The organism is Paraperibacillus esterisolvens, assembly GCF_046237625.1.
Classification (GTDB): Bacteria; Bacillota; Bacilli; order Bacillales; family DSM-1321; genus Paraperibacillus; species Paraperibacillus esterisolvens.
Genome location: NZ_CP143545.1, coordinates 3,088,560 through 3,103,976, shown reverse-complemented (window position 1 = coordinate 3,103,976; position 15,417 = coordinate 3,088,560). Strand labels below are relative to the sequence as shown.

Sequence of the window (15,417 nt, the reverse complement as noted above, 5' to 3'; positions counted from 1 at the left end):
GTATTTCTAGCAAGTATCCGTGAAAGAAGGGTGTGTGAATGCCATGACTGAAGGCGGGCATTCCGAAAAGGAATTGGAAGAAATACTGAATCATTACCAGCTCAAACTGTATTACAGTGAACATAAAGGGAAGATTCATAAAGTTTATACAAACAATGGAGTCTTTGCCCTCAAGTCCATCAGCCCAAAGATCGGAACGGAGTTCATCCGAAATATCCAGAGAGTGTACCAGAAAGGATATAACCGGATCGTGCCTATTTATCAGGCACAGGATGGCCGGTACGGCGTCCTGTATAAGAGCAGGCTCTATTATTTGATGCCCTGGCTTCCGAATGAATCGGCCACAGAGAGAAATGAAAAGCATAAAAAAATGTTCCGCGAGCTTGCCCGGCTTCATTCGCTTTCCGTGAAGGAAATAGAAGTGAAAAAAGACGAGCGGGAGGAACATTATGAAACAACTCTCGATGAGTGGAAGAAGAATAAAGATTTTGCGGCAGAATTCCTTGCTTCTTGTGAGCGTAAGACTTATATGTCACCATTTGAACTTATGTATTGTCTATACTATTTTGATGTCTCTCAATCACTTGAATTCTCCATCAAGAAATTCGAGGAATGGTTCAAGATCACCAAGGATTTAGAAAAAGCTCGGACAGTAATCACCCATGGCAAGCTCACCAGCCGTCATTTTGTCTATGATGACCGGGGTTTTGGTCATTTCATCAATTTGGAAAACTCACGGATTTCTCCGCCGCATGCCGACCTGCTTCCCTTTATCGTAAAATCATCAAGGACTTACCCGGTCGTCAACTCAGACTGTGTGGATTGGCTCTATACCTATTTTAAATATTTCTCGTTCCGTGATGGCGAAATGGAGCTGTTCATGGCTTATCTCGCCCATCCTGTACAGTTCATCCAATCTGTCAAACTGTTTCAGGAAAGAAAGGGAAATAAGCCTGAACTGCGTTATTTACAAAGCATGCAGGCGGAATACTGGCAGCTGAAAAATACAGAATATGTGGTGATGCGCATCGAGGAAATTGAACAGCAGAAAAAAGCCGCTGCAGAGCAGCAGGCCAACTCCTGACTCCCGCCCATTCGTTAGAATGAGCGGGATGTTTAATTATCAGGCTCCGGTGTTAAATCCACTCAAGGCGGATAGCGATGGCGAGGAGAATCATAAGCGCAAGAAACAACACATCAAATGTGGTGGGAATCAGAAAGGTTCTTATTCCCTGGAATATGCATAAGGGGACGATAAACTGGCTGCAGGCGGCCCTTACAGTCCTGAGCCAGGGCGGCAGTGAGTAGGGGCTGTATCTCTTTTTCAAGAATGACCCTCCCTGTGGATAAAATGTTCGTGCTTATTATAAAATATATAAATTCCCCCACTTTATGACTGAACTTGAGTATTTGTAAAAAATGAGGAACAGGGGAATGGTGCTGCGCATACACTATCTGCAGCATAGGATGTATATTTTTATAAAAAAGGGTAAAAGAATATTGACTAGGACCATTCCTTTTTTGTAACATAGAGATTAACTAAAAAATGTGAAAAAGCTGGGACAGGGATAAGTACACGGAAGTGTTGCTTCAAGAGAGAGGAACCGATAGCTGGAAGGTTCCTTAAGCAAAACTCCGCATGGAAGTCACCCTCGAGCTGTTTCTGCCAACTGCCCTGCATAGTAGTGGAAACCGGTGAAGAGCCGTTACATAATCACAAGAGCCGGACTATGTTTCTGAGTCCGGAAAAAAGGTGGTACCGCGAATTCAGCTCCTTTCGTCCTTTTACAAGGCGATAGGAGTTTTTATTTTGGCAAAAAACTGCTGAATCAGCATGGAGATGAAAAAAGGAGGAAGCTGCTTTGGAAGAAAATCAATTAACGATGCCGACCAAGTATGACCCAAAGTCAATCGAACAAGGCCGCTATGAATGGTGGCTGAAAGGAAAATTCTTTGAAGCGAAGCCCGACGAAAGCAGGGAGCCATTTTCCATTGTCATCCCGCCGCCGAATGTTACAGGCAAGCTGCACCTTGGCCACGCATGGGATACCGCTCTTCAGGATATCCTGACCCGGATGAAGCGGATGCAGGGCTATGATGTACTCTGGCTGCCCGGCATGGATCATGCCGGAATTGCCACGCAGGCAAAGGTGGAGCAGAAGCTTCGGGAGGAAGGCAAGAGCAGATATGATCTAGGAAGGGAAAAATTCCTCGAGGAAACATGGAAGTGGAAGGAGGAATATGCGGGGCATATCAGAAAGCAATGGGCAAAGCTGGGCCTCGGGCTTGATTATTCCCGTGAACGATTTACCCTTGATGGCGGACTGTCCAAGGCAGTCAACCAGGTATTTGTCAGCCTGTACCGCAAAGGGCTGATTTACCGGGGCGAATATATCATCAACTGGGATCCTGCAACCAAAACGGCTCTATCTGATATCGAGGTTATCTATAAAGACGTGCAGGGAGCCTTCTACCACATGAGCTATCCGCTCGGCGACGGCACCGGCAGCATCGAAATCGCAACAACACGGCCGGAGACAATGCTTGGGGATACAGCTGTAGCTGTACATCCTGAAGATGACAGATACAAGCACCTGATCGGAAAGACTGTGATCCTGCCGATTACAGGACGGGAAATCCCGATTGTCGGAGACGACTATGTAGACATGGAGTTCGGTTCAGGCGCTGTCAAGATTACGCCTGCCCATGATCCTAATGACTTTGAAATAGGAAACCGCCACAGCCTGGAGCGTATCCTTGTCATGAATGAAGATGGAACGATGAATGCTAATGCCGGCAAGTACCAGGGAATGGACCGCTTTGAATGCAGAAAGCAGATCGTCAAGGATCTCCAGGAACAAGGAGTCCTATTCAAAATTGAAGAACATATGCATTCAGTCGGCCACTCTGAGCGGAGCAACGCAGTCGTTGAGCCTTATTTATCCACTCAATGGTTCGTGAAGATGGGGCCGCTTGCTGAAAAAGCAATCGAGCTTCAGCAAAAGGAAGAGGAAAAAGCACATTTCATTCCAGACCGTTTTGAAAATACCTATCTTCGCTGGATGGAAAATATCCGCGATTGGTGTATTTCCCGCCAGCTTTGGTGGGGGCACCGGATTCCTGCCTGGTACCATAAGGAAACAGGAGAGGTGCTTGTATCAGAAGAAGCGCCTGCTGACCTGGAAAACTGGCAGCAGGACAAAGATGTTCTTGATACCTGGTTCAGTTCTGCGCTCTGGCCGTTCTCCACAATGGGCTGGCCTGATGAAGCATCTACCGACTTTAAGCGCTATTACCCTACCAGTGCCCTTGTAACAGGGTATGATATCATTTTCTTCTGGGTTTCCAGGATGATATTCCAGGCGCTGGAATTCACCGGTGAACGTCCGTTCAAAGATGTGCTGATCCATGGCCTTGTAAGGGCGAGCGATGGCCGCAAGATGAGCAAATCGCTCGGGAACGGCGTCGATCCGATGGAAGTCATCGAGCAATACGGGGCAGATTCCCTCCGCTACTTCCTGACCACAGGAAGCTCGCCCGGACAGGACCTGCGTTATTCCACCGAAAAGGTCGAAGCGGTATGGAATTTTGCCAACAAGATCTGGAATGCTTCCCGATTTGCCCTGATGAATATGGAAGGCTTGAAGTATGAAGATATCGACTTGTCAGGTGAAAAATCCGTGGCAGATAAATGGATACTTACCCGTCTGAACCAGACAATCGAAACTGTTACAAGGCTTGCTGACAAGTACGAATTTGGCGAAGTCGGCCGTGCGCTTTATACCTTCATCTGGGATGATTTCTGTGATTGGTATATTGAAATGGCTAAACTGCCTCTATACGGGGAGGATGAGGCCGCAAAGAAAACCACACGGTCGATCCTCGCTTATGTACTGGATCAAACGATGCGCCTGCTGCATCCATTCATGCCGTTCATCACAGAGGAAATCTGGCAGAACCTGCCTCACAAAGGTGAGTCCATCACCACTGCAGAGTGGCCTGTACCGCAGGAAGAGTTCACCGATCAGCGGGCATCTGATGAAATGAAGCTCCTGGTGGATATCATCCGCGCAGTAAGGAATATCCGTTCCGAAGTGAACACACCTTTAAGCAAGAAAATCAAGCTTGTATTAAAAGCGAAGGATGCCGGAGTCGAAGAGGTACTCAATAAGAATGCCGCTTATATTGAAAGGTTCTGTAATCCTGAGGAACTGATCATCGGCACAGAAGGCGCAGAGTCTGATAAAGCAATGACAGCCGTTGTGACCGGAGTTGAACTGATTCTTCCGCTTGAAGGCCTGATTAATATCGATGAAGAAATTCAGAGGCTGCAAAAAGAACTTGATAAATTGACCAAAGAGGTTGAACGGGTCCAGAAAAAACTCGGCAACCAAGGCTTCATTGCAAAAGCGCCTGAAGCTGTAATTGAAGAAGAAAAAGCAAAAGAAAAAGATTACAGCGAGAAGCGGGACGCGGTTGTCCGCCGCATCCAGGAACTGAAACAGCTGTAAGGTCAAAGCCGTCCGGCATATCTGCCGGGCGGCTTGTTTAATGGCGCAGATATTGTCATATATTTGATTCATCGAGCGTCCGAAATCTGATAAGATAGTAGAAGTTTATACGAATATCGCTAAGGAAGTGGGTTAATTGTTTAAAGAATTTACAGAGGTAGAAGCCTTCTTCAAAACTAAAGAAATCCAGCGGGGCATGGATTTCGGTCTTGATAGAATGAGAAATATATTGAACGCTCTCGGCAATCCAGAGGCAGAACTGGTTTGTATCCATATTGCCGGCTCCAATGGCAAGGGATCAACCCTGAATTTCTTGAAAGAAATTCTTATGGCAGAGGGCCTGCGTACTGGGAGCTTCACCTCGCCGCATATTGAGCGTCTAAATGAAAGAATCATGATTAATACCAGCGAGATATCTGATATGGATATCCTTCTGTTGATGAATGAGCTGGCAGCAGCCCTTGAAAGATCAGGCGAGCATGATAAGGTGACATATTTTGAAATACTGACTCTTCTTTCCATCATGTATTTTGCCAGAGAGAAGCCGGATATTGTCTTATTTGAAACCGGGCTTGGGGGGAGGCTTGATTCGACGAATGTCATCCTTCCAGTTCTTTCGATCATCACAACCATTTCCCTGGAGCACACAGATATCCTTGGCAGCACACTTGCCGAGATTGCCCGGGAAAAGGCTGGAATCATAAAAAAGCATGTTCCAGTCATCTGCGGTAACCTGCCTGATGAGGCTCTGGGTGAGATTAATTCAAGGGCTGTGGAGTTGAATGCTGAGATTTTCGTTCTCGGGCAGAACTTCTTTGCTGATGAAATCAATACCGGTGCACAGGAAACTGTGTTCAGCTTTACTTTCGGTGAGAAGAAATGGAATAATCTCGAAATTTCCATGCTGGGCAGGCATCAGGTGGATAATGCTTCATTGGCACTTGCAGCGTGTGTCCTCTTAAAGGAAAACGGTATCACGGTCAGTGAAAAAGCGGTCAGTGCCGGGCTTAGAAATGCCGCATGGAAAGGAAGAATTGAGGTGCTTTCCCAAAATCCACTAGTCATCCTGGATGGGGCCCATAATCCGGAAGGAATGGCCGTGCTGATGGATACTCTGTCAGAAGCATATCCGGACAAAAAGCTCCATATGGTCATGGCCGTCCTGAAGGATAAGGATTACCATCAGATGCTGAAGCTGGCAGAGGGAGCAGAGAGGATCACGCTGACAGAGTTCGAAATGTACAGGAGTCTGCCTGCAGAAGCATTATTCAAGGCATCCATTCATCCTTCAAAAAGGCAGATTGCGGACTGGAAAACGGCCATCCGTGAAGCTGCCGCTCTAATTAAGGAAGATGAGATGCTGGCGGTAACCGGGTCTTTGTATTTTATCTCTGAAGCCAGGCCTTATTTGAACTCCATTCTGAAGTGAAGCTTTTTTCCTACAAAAACATAAAAGATATGACAAAATTAAGAAAACTTGGTAAAATAATTGTAAAATTTAAGTCTATTTTCCTAAGAAATATAAAATAGAAACGGATTAGGGAGGGGGAGCTCAAATGGTATCAAAAAGGACTAAATGTCTGATTTGGATTTCGTGGTTTGCCCTGGTCCCTGCCGGGTTCTGGCTCATATACGCAGCCTTTCCTCCGCAGGTTACCGGGAAAATGATAGACATCATTGCCTTTTTAATCCTGATGTGCATCGTTGCCAGCATCCCCATTATGATCGGGAAGACGGCAGTGGTCGTATTCCAGGGAGTATCCCTTGCCGTATTCCTGATTTTCGGGCTGGCAACGGAGCTTGTGATTACCCAGATTGCCGTCATGGTCATGCTGATCAATCTGAAGGTCCGCAGCGACCAGATATTCAGGTTTCCCGCTGAACTCACTCATGTTTTTCTTCATTTCTCTCGGGAGCGCCATTATATTTTACCTGCTCGGGGGAAACCATCATCCGGATTTTGAGAGGGTCGGGGAATTCATTCCGATCACATTCTATGAAGTGGCATCATTCTCCCTGAACCAGCTTTTCCTTTCGCTTATCGTATTCTTTTTATATAAGGATCGAAAGGTGTTTGGTAAAAATGATTTTGCCTGGGATGTGATTACGTCCGGGGCTGTAGTGTTTCCTATAGGGCTTGCGCTTTATATGCTTTATAAGGAACTCGGCATCCTATCCATTTTCCTGGTGGGTATTCCTTATGTCTGCCTAACTGTTGTGCTTAAGCTGTACAATTCCACCGGCAGGATGAACCGGTCCCTCCAAAAGACGAGCGATATCGGCCACCAGATTACCGGCAACCTGAATGTTGACAGTGTGCTGGACATTTTCCTGAAGAAAGTCAGCGGACTTGTGCCTGTGGATTATGCCTATGTTTATGAACATCAGGAAAACGGACTTTCACTGATCTGTTCGCTCCAGCCGGATGAGGAGAAAGATCCTGAGATGTACCTGAGACCGTACAGCGGCATAAGCAGGAATGTATTTGAAACCGGAAGGCCGCTCATCCTGCATGCACGTCCGCAGTTCAGCCGGTCGGAGGAAGCATATATCCCCCCGAATGTGGAAAGCGTCATCTCGGTGCCCATCATGAGAAATAATGCCCCTGCGGGAGCCATCACGCTTGCCTCTAACGAAAAGAAAGCCTACGAAAAATACCACCTGACCCTGGTGGATATCCTCAGCACGAATTTATTCATAGCTATCGAAAATGCAAGGCTTCATGAAGAAACGAAAAAGAAAAGTGAGCTGTGCGCCTTAACAAAAGTTTATAATTACCGATATTTTGAAGAGCAGCTCCATGAGGAGTACCGCAGGCTTGATGCAGGCGGGATGACGAGCCTTGCCCTGATCCTATTGGATCTGGACCATTTCAAGGCAGTGAACGATACATACGGACATCAAAGTGGAAATGACATATTATCCGGTATGGCCTCGCGGCTCGTTGACATCATCGGCACCAATGGGACGGTAGCCAGATACGGCGGAGAGGAATTTGTGATTCTGCTTCCAGACTATGTCAAGAGTGAAGCCGCAATCCTTGCGGAATCCATCCGGAAAAACATTGAAGAACGGCCTTTCATTCTCCATTCCGACCTCGATGCGGACAGGGAACAGCTTGAAGTTTATATCACTGCAAGCATTGGAGTCGCTGCTGCTCCGCAGGATGCAGAAGACCCCCTTTCCCTCGTGAGGCATGCAGACAGGGCGATGTATGTAGGAGCAAAAAAGGCAGGCAGGAATCGCGTGGCTGAATATGTGAAGTAAAGCATGGGGCACCGCCCCTTTGCATCCTGAGCTCTCGATGGAAGCCTGCTAATCGATTGCCATTAGAATGGATACGCGAATCACGTATCCGGAGGAGAAAAAAATCATGCTGAGAAAATTCTACTTATATGTCGTTTCATTTATTTTGTTGCTTTCTCTTTTCCCTCCTCTTCATTTAAAAGTGGAGGCCTCCTCGGATATCCCGGCGTTCAGCCCTAAGTTGAAAATACTGGAGATTATCGACCGGGGCAGTTCGAAGCTTGCCCCGATTCTGGGAGAAGATCTCAATAAATTTGAGCATAAAGTCATGACCATGAAAAAATTCGTGGCACTGAGGGAGGAGCTTGACGGGCAATACGATATCATTGCTGTCATGGAAGGTGACTACAGCTCTGCAGGTGTATTGAATAAAACCCACAATACCGAGCCTGTGCAGAATGACATCACAAACCTGAAAGCAAATGAAATAATCAGAAACTACATAGATAAGGGGCTGCCGGTCATCCTGGACAGGAAGACCATCAATGCAGATACGTCGCGGATACTAAAAGAAAAGTTTACAAATCTGGACAGTTCTGACAGGGAAAATATTATCTATTACAATTCTAGCGGCAGTGACAAGGATCAGGAATTGATCTCCCATCTAAGAAATTACCTCCAGAAAAACGAGCCTGCCAGGCCGCGTTTTGAGCTGGAAGCAAAGCCGGATGCCTCAAAGTACTATAGTCCCGGCGACACCCTTTCCTTCCGGCTCGGCATCCTGAAGCCCGCAGATGTTTCTACAAAGGATATGAAGGTACAGCTGTATGTGGATTCGGATTTCAATGACCGCTATGAACCGGATGAAATGGTCGCTGAAAAGGCCGTGAATGCACAGGACGTCCTCATTAATTATAAGCTGCCGAAGGGCTATTCCGGGCTCCGCTACTGGAAGCTCCAGCTCGTTGATAACTCTGCCAACCTAATGGAATATCAAAAAGGCAGGTTCTTATTCAAGGATCAGCTGGTGGAGTTGAATGTACTGCAGGTGATGAAGGATACGAATACTAGCAGCAGTCTTAAGATACCCTCGAATATGCAGCAGAGCAAGCTTTCAAGGGCCGGGGAATATAAAATCAATATAGATGCAACCGATATGAGCACCTTCAACAAGGGAGCGGGAAGCCTCCCTGCTGCTTCAAAAAAGTATTCCCATGAAAGTATAAATGGGACATATGATATGGTGATCTTCGGGTTTGCGGATGTGTATAACAGCACCTCCATCAATCTGAACGCTGTACAGTCGCTGAAAAAATACATTGCCTCAGGACAGAGCGTCATGTTTACCCATGATACGATATACAGCACAAACAATAACTGGGTCAATTATTTTACAGAGGACACCGGCCAGATGGCGCCAAGAACAGACCTTGGCTACGGTGCGCCTCATCGTTCCACCCAGACTAGCAGGGTGAATGAAGGTCTGATGACCAATTATCCATTTGACCTGGACAGCAATGTCCGGATCGCTTCCACCCATAACCAGTACTATACGCTGGACCTGGAGGATCCCGAAGTTATTCCCTGGTACAATATCATCAGCGAAGCCAGCGACTCGGACAAGCGGGACGTGAATGACAGCTGGAACCATTATTACACCTACTCGAAGGGGAATATCACATACTCGGGTACGGGACACACAAATACCGGTTTTCCGGACGAAGAGCAGCAGCTGTTCGTAAATACGATGTTCCGGGCATTCCTGGGGTCGAACCATGCACCGCAGGTAACGGTATTCACCCCTGCCGATAACAGTATCGTCCCTTCCAATCAGAATATAGAACTGTCCTATGCGGTCCAGGATTTCGATTTGAAGGATAAGAAAATCAATACGAAGGTTTACTTGAATGATAAACTGATAAAATCCAGGGAAGGAGTGCCGAATGGGACCACCCTGACAGAATCAATACAGCATGGAATGCCTGAGGGCGGCAAGGCAGTCCTGAAAATATCGGCCGCTGACGAAAGCGGCGCCATCACCGAGAAAATACTGAATCTGAAGGTAGAGAAAGTCCAGACAAATCTCGAAGTGAGCCGGACGGCTGCTCCCTCGGGTGTAATCAAAGCTCTGGATGAAGTTGTCATCACCCATCATATCAATCCAAAGGATATCACCGGCGAAATCGCCGCAGCCATCAAAGAGGATGAGCTGACAATTTCTCCGCCGGCTTTCCAGGAAAAGTTCCCTGCAGGGATCGATGTTTTGTCTGACGGTGATCAAACAGGGACCGCGGATAAAGGAATCACCTATAAAAAGAATCTCCCCAAAGTGGTATATAAGCGGGACGGAGATAAGTTCAAGGCAGACCCAATCGAATTCACCATCGTGATCAAGCCGCTGGTTAAGAACAGATATATCCTTAATGAGTCATCGATTTCATATACAGACCTTACTAATAAAAAGGTGTCTGCTGCCTTCAATCCTTTGACAATCGTTTCAGATATTCCATTAAAGGACTTGAAATTCCCTGGAAGTTTTGGTCTCAATAAAGGGAATACCAAAAACTTCAAGCTTGATCTGGAGGTTTTGCCAGAAAATGCGGGCATAAAAGAGATGGTCTGGAGTGAAGAGAGCGGCGGCCGTATCCTTAAGATTGACCCTAAAGAAGGAACAGCTGAAGCATTGAGTGAAGGAAGCACCTATGTACGTGTCAGAGTCACCGATGTCTTTGGAGGAGTCAAGGAAGCGAGGGCACTTGTCACGGTCCGTACACCGGTGGAGTTTGAGGTGAAGGATATCACCCTGTTTGCCGGTGAAACAAAGCCGCTGCCAATCACCTTCCAGCCTGCAGAAGCAAGAAATTCACTGGAAATCTTGCTGGACGAGAACCAGAAGACAGTGTCCGTCAGCAAAGAGGACTTTACCTTAAGAGGACTTGAGCCGGGAGAAACCATCATGACTGTCTCCGGAACCAATGCCGATGGAGTCAAGATTACAAAGGATCTCAAGGTGACAGTCATGGAGATCGAGGTGACGGCGATTTATGCCAATCCTTCTGTCATTAACATGTATAAGCATGCAACAGCTGTCATCACCGTGTCTGTGCTGCCTGAAAATGCAACAAATAAAAAGCTTGAATGGAGTGTCAAGGATCCTACGATTGCGGAACTTCGGGGAGACGGGAAAATTGAAGGCGTCGGCACCGGTTCCACGAAGGTGATCATTTCCACCCCTGATGGAAAAGTAAAAGCGGAAGTGGTGGTAAATGTCGGACAGCCGCTGGAGGGAATATCCCTTAATCCCGCTTCGATCGAACTGGAAAAAGGAATGACAGCGAACGCGGGGGACTTACTCGGATTTTTCCCTAAGGATGCATCAAATGTGGATATGGGAAGCATACGCTATTCCTCCAGCAAGCCTTATTATGTGGCAGTCCATTCGGATGGCAATATTCTTGGGAACAGGATTGGCTCTTCAGTTGTCACGGTTTCTGTAAAAGATGACAAGGGCAGGGAGTTTACTGAAACCCTGACGGTAAAGGTCATCGAGAAAAAAGTAGACGGCCAGGGCGATTCATTGTATTAAATGCAGGACCTGGGGCTGCCCTGCGAGGCTTAGGTCCTCGTTTACGGGCAGTCCCTTTTTATATGAAATGCGAATTAAAGGAGTGCTCATGAACAAGAAGCGATTTGCAGCAATCTCACTTGTGGTTTTAGTCATCCTGTCTGCAGGCTTTACGGTCTTTAAGAACATCGGTCCCAGTGCTGAAGAAAAGGCAGCCCAAAAAAGCAGGCTGGTCCAGGCAGCTGCTTCAGGAGATTTGAAAACCGTGAAAAAACTTACGGAGGAACTGTCTTCTATCCAATTTTCTTCAGGGCCGGAAAAAAAGACACCGCTGGAATATGCCCTCGGAAATGGGAATTTTGAGGTAGCGGGCTATTTATTGAAACATGGAGCAAAACACAGCCGTAAATCAGGAAATTCATTGCTGGTCCAGGCGGTTTCGGCCCTGCCCGAGTATTCCCAGACCATGAACCAGCCAAGGAAAGCCCGAAATGCCAGACTTGAATTGCTGAAACAGCTGGTAAAGCGCGAAAAAGGCGGGAAAGACGGCAAGGATGCTGCTGGAAACAGCGCACTCCATCTTGCCGCGGGCAAGGGCGACGGAGAGGCAGTCAGCCTGCTGCTGAAGGCAGGGTTGAAAAGCTCGGAACGAAACCTGGCAGGAAAGACTCCTGTAGAGCTGGCTGTGTTGAGTGACAGGCCCGGAGCTGTAAAAGCCTTTGCCAAGGAGGAACAGGCGCTGCTTCAAACAAAAAATGGAGATAATCAAAGCCTGTGGATTCTTGCTGCCACAGGCGGTGCTCATGAAATTCTCTATTATCTCGGAAAGCATCTTCCTGAATTCATTGATGAACAGGATGATTTCGGAAAGACCGCCCTTATATATGCCAGTGAATATGGAGATGCCAATGCTGCCGCCATTTTATTGGAAGCTGGTGCCTCGCGGGACCTAAAAAGCAAAGAAGGCTTTACCGCTCGTGATTATGCTGCTGAATGGAAACATGAAAACATTCTGAAGCTATTAAACAAATAAACTCGGACTGAAGGCTGGCTTGATGAAAATCAGGTGTGCCTTCAGTCTTTTTTAGTTGGTTTCACAGGAATGCTGGAGTAAGCGGATAGAATCAGAATTTTAACCAAAAGAAATTTATGCGCAGGAGTAAGTTGAATTGGAATTACAGGGTGCAAAAAAAGGATTTGGAATGAGAGCATCCCAAATCCCTATTAGCGGCAGCCTGGTCCGGTTTTCAGAAGAAATCCGAATTCCTCTTAAATAGACAAGCATCAGACCTTTATTTTCTCTTTATTTTTTCCATGAGCTCCGGAATCACTTCAAATCCATCCACCCTCGGCAGTGCCTGGAGCTGATTAAGGAAGAGGCGCTTGTTATTGGTTACGGTAAACCGGGATTCCTCTGGCTTCACAAGCGGGGTGAAAAGAAGATCTGCTTTTCCACCTCTGGCATTGCCCCTGTAACTGTTTACTACAAGGTCATCATATGAAAAAATGCCGCCGTTTATATTTAACAGGGAACCGACTGCATAGATGTCTGCCTGGGAGTTTGTATAAAGGTAACCGGTTATTTTGTTTGTGTTATTTCCCAAATCCATGAAGCTGTTGATCCTTGAGATTTCGAGCCTGCCCTGTGTCATCAGGATGAGCTGGGCATCAGGCGCTGTTCCGGCTGGATTATCTGAGCATAGGTTTTTGTAACAGGTGATGTTAACATTTTTCAGAGTGGTATCGCCGAGAACATATATCACTGAATTAAAGCTCACGTCCCCGGAGATGATGAGATTGCCGGTAATAAGGATGTTGGCATTCACATCCATCCGGCTGAAGGCCCTGCTCTCAATTGTGGCATTGCCGTCTATGATCAGCCATTGGTCTTTATCAAGGGTAAGGTCATCTGTGTCAATCTCGGCAGTGCCTTTATAGATGAAGCCTTTTGTGCTGTTATTCCCCGAGAAACTGGAGAAGTTCGTGATCTGCCTTACTTTATCCGGCAGATAGCCGCTCAACTTCTCTTTAATATACTCAATCTTTTCGGCATCTGACAGGTCATCATTAAAACCAGTCAGATCAAAGCCGGTTTCCATCAACTTGTCCTGAAAGGTTTTTGGGATGTCCACATCCACAAACTGACTTTTTTCTTCCTCATACAGGGGAGCCTTGGTGCTGAATGCTTCCTGAAGCTGTCCCGGCAATATGGACCTCCAATTGCTTTCATTCTTGATCCAGCTGTTCCCTGCGGTGTAGCAGCCGGGACTTGTGCATATATCCAGCGAGCCTTCCTCTACAAAAAGCCTGGAGTTTTCCTTAACGGCAGGAAGCTCGGTTGGAGTGGAAAAGTAGTTTTTCTGGTATTTATAATTCGTGTCCCTGCTGATTTGCATCGGTTCCTTAGAATACAGATTTCCCTGGATAAAGGGCGAACCGTTCATAGTAAGCTGTGACCGTGATCCGAGCGCATATTTCAAGAAACTCGGCATGGCAGTTATGTAGACTTTCTGTTTATGCTCCTCACTTCTTACTTCTATGACCCGGGTGAAGCTGTCTGCACCAATTTGGTCTTTGTATTCTTCGGATATATCCGCCAGTGTAAAGTACATTTCCTTCTTACTATTATAATTATTATTAATGGCGTTGATTATCTTTTCCTGGAACTTCTTCTTAAAGGCTGCTGCATCTTCTTTGAGCAGCTCTTTCTGATTCAATTTCACATATGACTGGACGATTGCCGTCCCTTCTTTAACCGCCTTGATGGAATCGAGGTTCCCGGTCACTTCGGTTTCCCTGAATTCGGTGCGTTTCGCCCCGCCGATGCTGACCGAAAGCAGCGTGAGGCCCAGTATGGTAAAAACTAAAAAGAGAAGCATGACACTCAGTAAAGCTGAGCCATTTTGATTGTTTTTTATTTGCATGTTTTCACCTCATTAAAATCCAAAAGAGCTCCGGAGCACTAGCGGCTTTACATTAATCAGGGAACCTTCCTGATGGCTGCTGTCATTCAGGACGAGGGTCAGGTTGATCGTTCCGTGTTTAAAGCGGCCGGTAACAGTGTCCTTCTTAACGTTGCTTATTGTGAGGGAAGACCCTGAACCATCATCTGCCTCCGCAAGTTCGGTGGAATGGGTCAGCAGTTTTATGGGCACCTCATTGTTTCGTATTATGGTAATTTCATTTTCTTCAATGGAAATCCTTACAGTTGACGCAGTCTGGACTGAGTCTTCTATCAGATACCCTTCGACTGTTTTATCTTTATTCCGTACAAGCTCAATTCCTTTTCCATCCTCCAGGTTCCTTACATAAGTAGGAGGGGAATTGTACATTTCGTTCAATATCATGGTCGCAATATAATCTGCATTATCACGCAGCCCGCTTTCCACCTGTGTTTTCTGGTACAGCTTGATCCCTGTCAGAAAAACGGAATAAATCAATCCAGCGGCAATGGCGGATATCACAACAGTCAGCAGCAGCTCGATCAGTGTTACTCCTTTTTCGTTCAAAACTGGTTTATTCATTTTTCAGTACCCCTCTGGCAATAGCTTCACGGCCGCCCCATTTCACTTCAACAGACAGGGGCATAATGTATTCACTCAGATCGCCTTCGGACCTTGAGATGGTCACTTCCGCTTCATAAGTAACATTGTTCACCTTGGATTGAAAGACCGTTTCACAGTCTCCTTCAAATGCATTCTTATTCTTTAAACAGTCGCTCAATTGCAGGGTGATCGACCCGGGCGGGGGGTTTGTGCTGTCTTCGAGAAAATATGCAGTTTGAATTTTTTCAAAAGGCTGCCTCTCTACATAATTCAGCACATTCCGAGCCACATTGATGCCAATCGTCTTGCTTTCGTTTTGTTTTGTGTGATTATAAGCCTGGTTAAAAATACCCATGACTGACAACAGCAGAATACCAAGCAGTGTAACGGCAATCAGTACCTCAAGCAGGCTGAAACCCTCGTTTTTATTTAAAATTTTCATAGTTTGCTTACTTCCTCTTATTTCAAATTACCTGGCTTTATTATACAATAACTAATAGTCGATATTTGTCTTTTAAGGAAATTTTTTAGGTATTTAGTAATATTGTGA

Annotated in this window: 11 protein-coding genes and 1 other annotated feature; of the genes, 7 read left to right on the top strand and 4 right to left on the bottom strand. The window is 46.3% G+C overall.

Annotation, left to right across the window (positions count from 1 at the left end; translation table 11 throughout):
* Positions 1–43: 43 nt before the first annotated feature.
* Positions 44–1,084, top strand: coding sequence for a spore coat protein YsxE (gene ysxE, locus V1501_RS15700; protein WP_409293402.1), 1,041 nt, complete (start codon positions 44–46; stop codon positions 1,082–1,084).
* Between the two features lie 52 nt (positions 1,085–1,136).
* Here the strand turns inward: ysxE and V1501_RS15695 are convergent, their stop codons facing one another.
* Positions 1,137–1,328, bottom strand: coding sequence for a hypothetical protein (locus tag V1501_RS15695; protein ID WP_409289568.1), 192 nt, complete (start codon positions 1,326–1,328; stop codon positions 1,137–1,139).
* A gap of 222 nt (positions 1,329–1,550) precedes the next feature.
* Positions 1,551–1,788, top strand: a binding site (T-box leader).
* Between the two features lie 95 nt (positions 1,789–1,883).
* On the opposite strand from V1501_RS15695, the gene V1501_RS15690 reads away from it, so the two are divergent.
* From V1501_RS15690 to V1501_RS15665, 6 genes are all read left to right on the top strand, one after another.
* Positions 1,884–4,511 carry a valine--tRNA ligase gene (locus V1501_RS15690; RefSeq protein WP_409293401.1) on the top strand — a complete coding sequence of 876 codons (2,628 nt, stop codon included), beginning with the start codon at positions 1,884–1,886 and terminating at the stop codon, positions 4,509–4,511.
* A 136-nt stretch (positions 4,512–4,647) separates the two neighbouring features.
* Positions 4,648–5,940: a bifunctional folylpolyglutamate synthase/dihydrofolate synthase gene (locus tag V1501_RS15685; protein ID WP_409289567.1), complete on the top strand. Its 1,293-nt coding sequence runs from the start codon at positions 4,648–4,650 to the stop codon at positions 5,938–5,940.
* Positions 5,941–6,067: 127 nt separating this feature from the next.
* A complete protein-coding gene (locus tag V1501_RS15680; protein ID WP_409289565.1) occupies positions 6,068–6,475 on the top strand; it encodes a hypothetical protein in 408 nt (135 codons plus the stop codon).
* Entirely contained in the window at positions 6,402–7,778 is a 1,377-nt protein-coding gene (locus V1501_RS15675; RefSeq protein WP_409289563.1) for a sensor domain-containing diguanylate cyclase, read from the top strand. The genes V1501_RS15680 and V1501_RS15675 overlap by 74 nt, the downstream gene beginning before the upstream one ends.
* A gap of 106 nt (positions 7,779–7,884) precedes the next feature.
* On the top strand, positions 7,885–11,343 hold the full coding sequence (locus V1501_RS15670) for a DUF5057 domain-containing protein (protein WP_409289561.1): 3,459 nt from the start codon (positions 7,885–7,887) through the stop codon (positions 11,341–11,343).
* 88 nt (positions 11,344–11,431) lie between these two features.
* Entirely contained in the window at positions 11,432–12,355 is a 924-nt protein-coding gene (locus V1501_RS15665) for an ankyrin repeat domain-containing protein (protein ID WP_409289560.1), read from the top strand.
* Positions 12,356–12,614: 259 nt separating this feature from the next.
* Here V1501_RS15665 and V1501_RS15660 read toward each other — a convergent pair whose 3' ends face one another.
* Genes V1501_RS15660 through V1501_RS15650 form a run of 3 tightly spaced genes read right to left on the bottom strand, consistent with a single transcriptional unit; the run spans position 12,615 to position 15,309 of the window.
* Complete coding sequence (locus tag V1501_RS15660) at positions 12,615–14,246, bottom strand: hypothetical protein (RefSeq protein ID WP_409289558.1); 1,632 nt, start codon at positions 14,244–14,246, stop codon at positions 12,615–12,617.
* Positions 14,247–14,258: 12 nt separating this feature from the next.
* The gene (locus V1501_RS15655; protein WP_409289556.1) at positions 14,259–14,846 is read right to left on the bottom strand and encodes a PilW family protein; all 588 of its coding nucleotides are present in this window, start codon (positions 14,844–14,846) and stop codon (positions 14,259–14,261) included.
* Complete coding sequence (locus tag V1501_RS15650) at positions 14,839–15,309, bottom strand: prepilin-type N-terminal cleavage/methylation domain-containing protein (protein WP_409289554.1); 471 nt, start codon at positions 15,307–15,309, stop codon at positions 14,839–14,841. The genes V1501_RS15655 and V1501_RS15650 overlap by 8 nt, the downstream gene beginning before the upstream one ends.
* Between the last annotated feature and the right edge of the window lie 108 nt (positions 15,310–15,417).

Excerpts from the sequence above, each read along its gene's own strand:
- ysxE (WP_409293402.1), top strand. The coding sequence starts at position 44 with ATGACTGAAGGCGGGCATTCCGAAAAGGAATTGGAAGAAATACTGAAT.
- V1501_RS15690 (WP_409293401.1), top strand. The coding sequence starts at position 1,884 with ATGCCGACCAAGTATGACCCAAAGTCAATCGAACAAGGCCGCTATGAA.
- V1501_RS15680 (WP_409289565.1), top strand. The coding sequence starts at position 6,068 with ATGGTATCAAAAAGGACTAAATGTCTGATTTGGATTTCGTGGTTTGCC.
- V1501_RS15675 (WP_409289563.1), top strand. The coding sequence starts at position 6,402 with ATGTTTTTCTTCATTTCTCTCGGGAGCGCCATTATATTTTACCTGCTC.
- V1501_RS15670 (WP_409289561.1), top strand. The coding sequence starts at position 7,885 with ATGCTGAGAAAATTCTACTTATATGTCGTTTCATTTATTTTGTTGCTT.
- V1501_RS15665 (WP_409289560.1), top strand. The coding sequence starts at position 11,432 with ATGAACAAGAAGCGATTTGCAGCAATCTCACTTGTGGTTTTAGTCATC.
- V1501_RS15660 (WP_409289558.1), bottom strand. The coding sequence starts at position 14,246 with ATGCAAATAAAAAACAATCAAAATGGCTCAGCTTTACTGAGTGTCATG.
- V1501_RS15655 (WP_409289556.1), bottom strand. The coding sequence starts at position 14,846 with ATGAATAAACCAGTTTTGAACGAAAAAGGAGTAACACTGATCGAGCTG.
- V1501_RS15650 (WP_409289554.1), bottom strand. The coding sequence starts at position 15,309 with ATGAAAATTTTAAATAAAAACGAGGGTTTCAGCCTGCTTGAGGTACTG.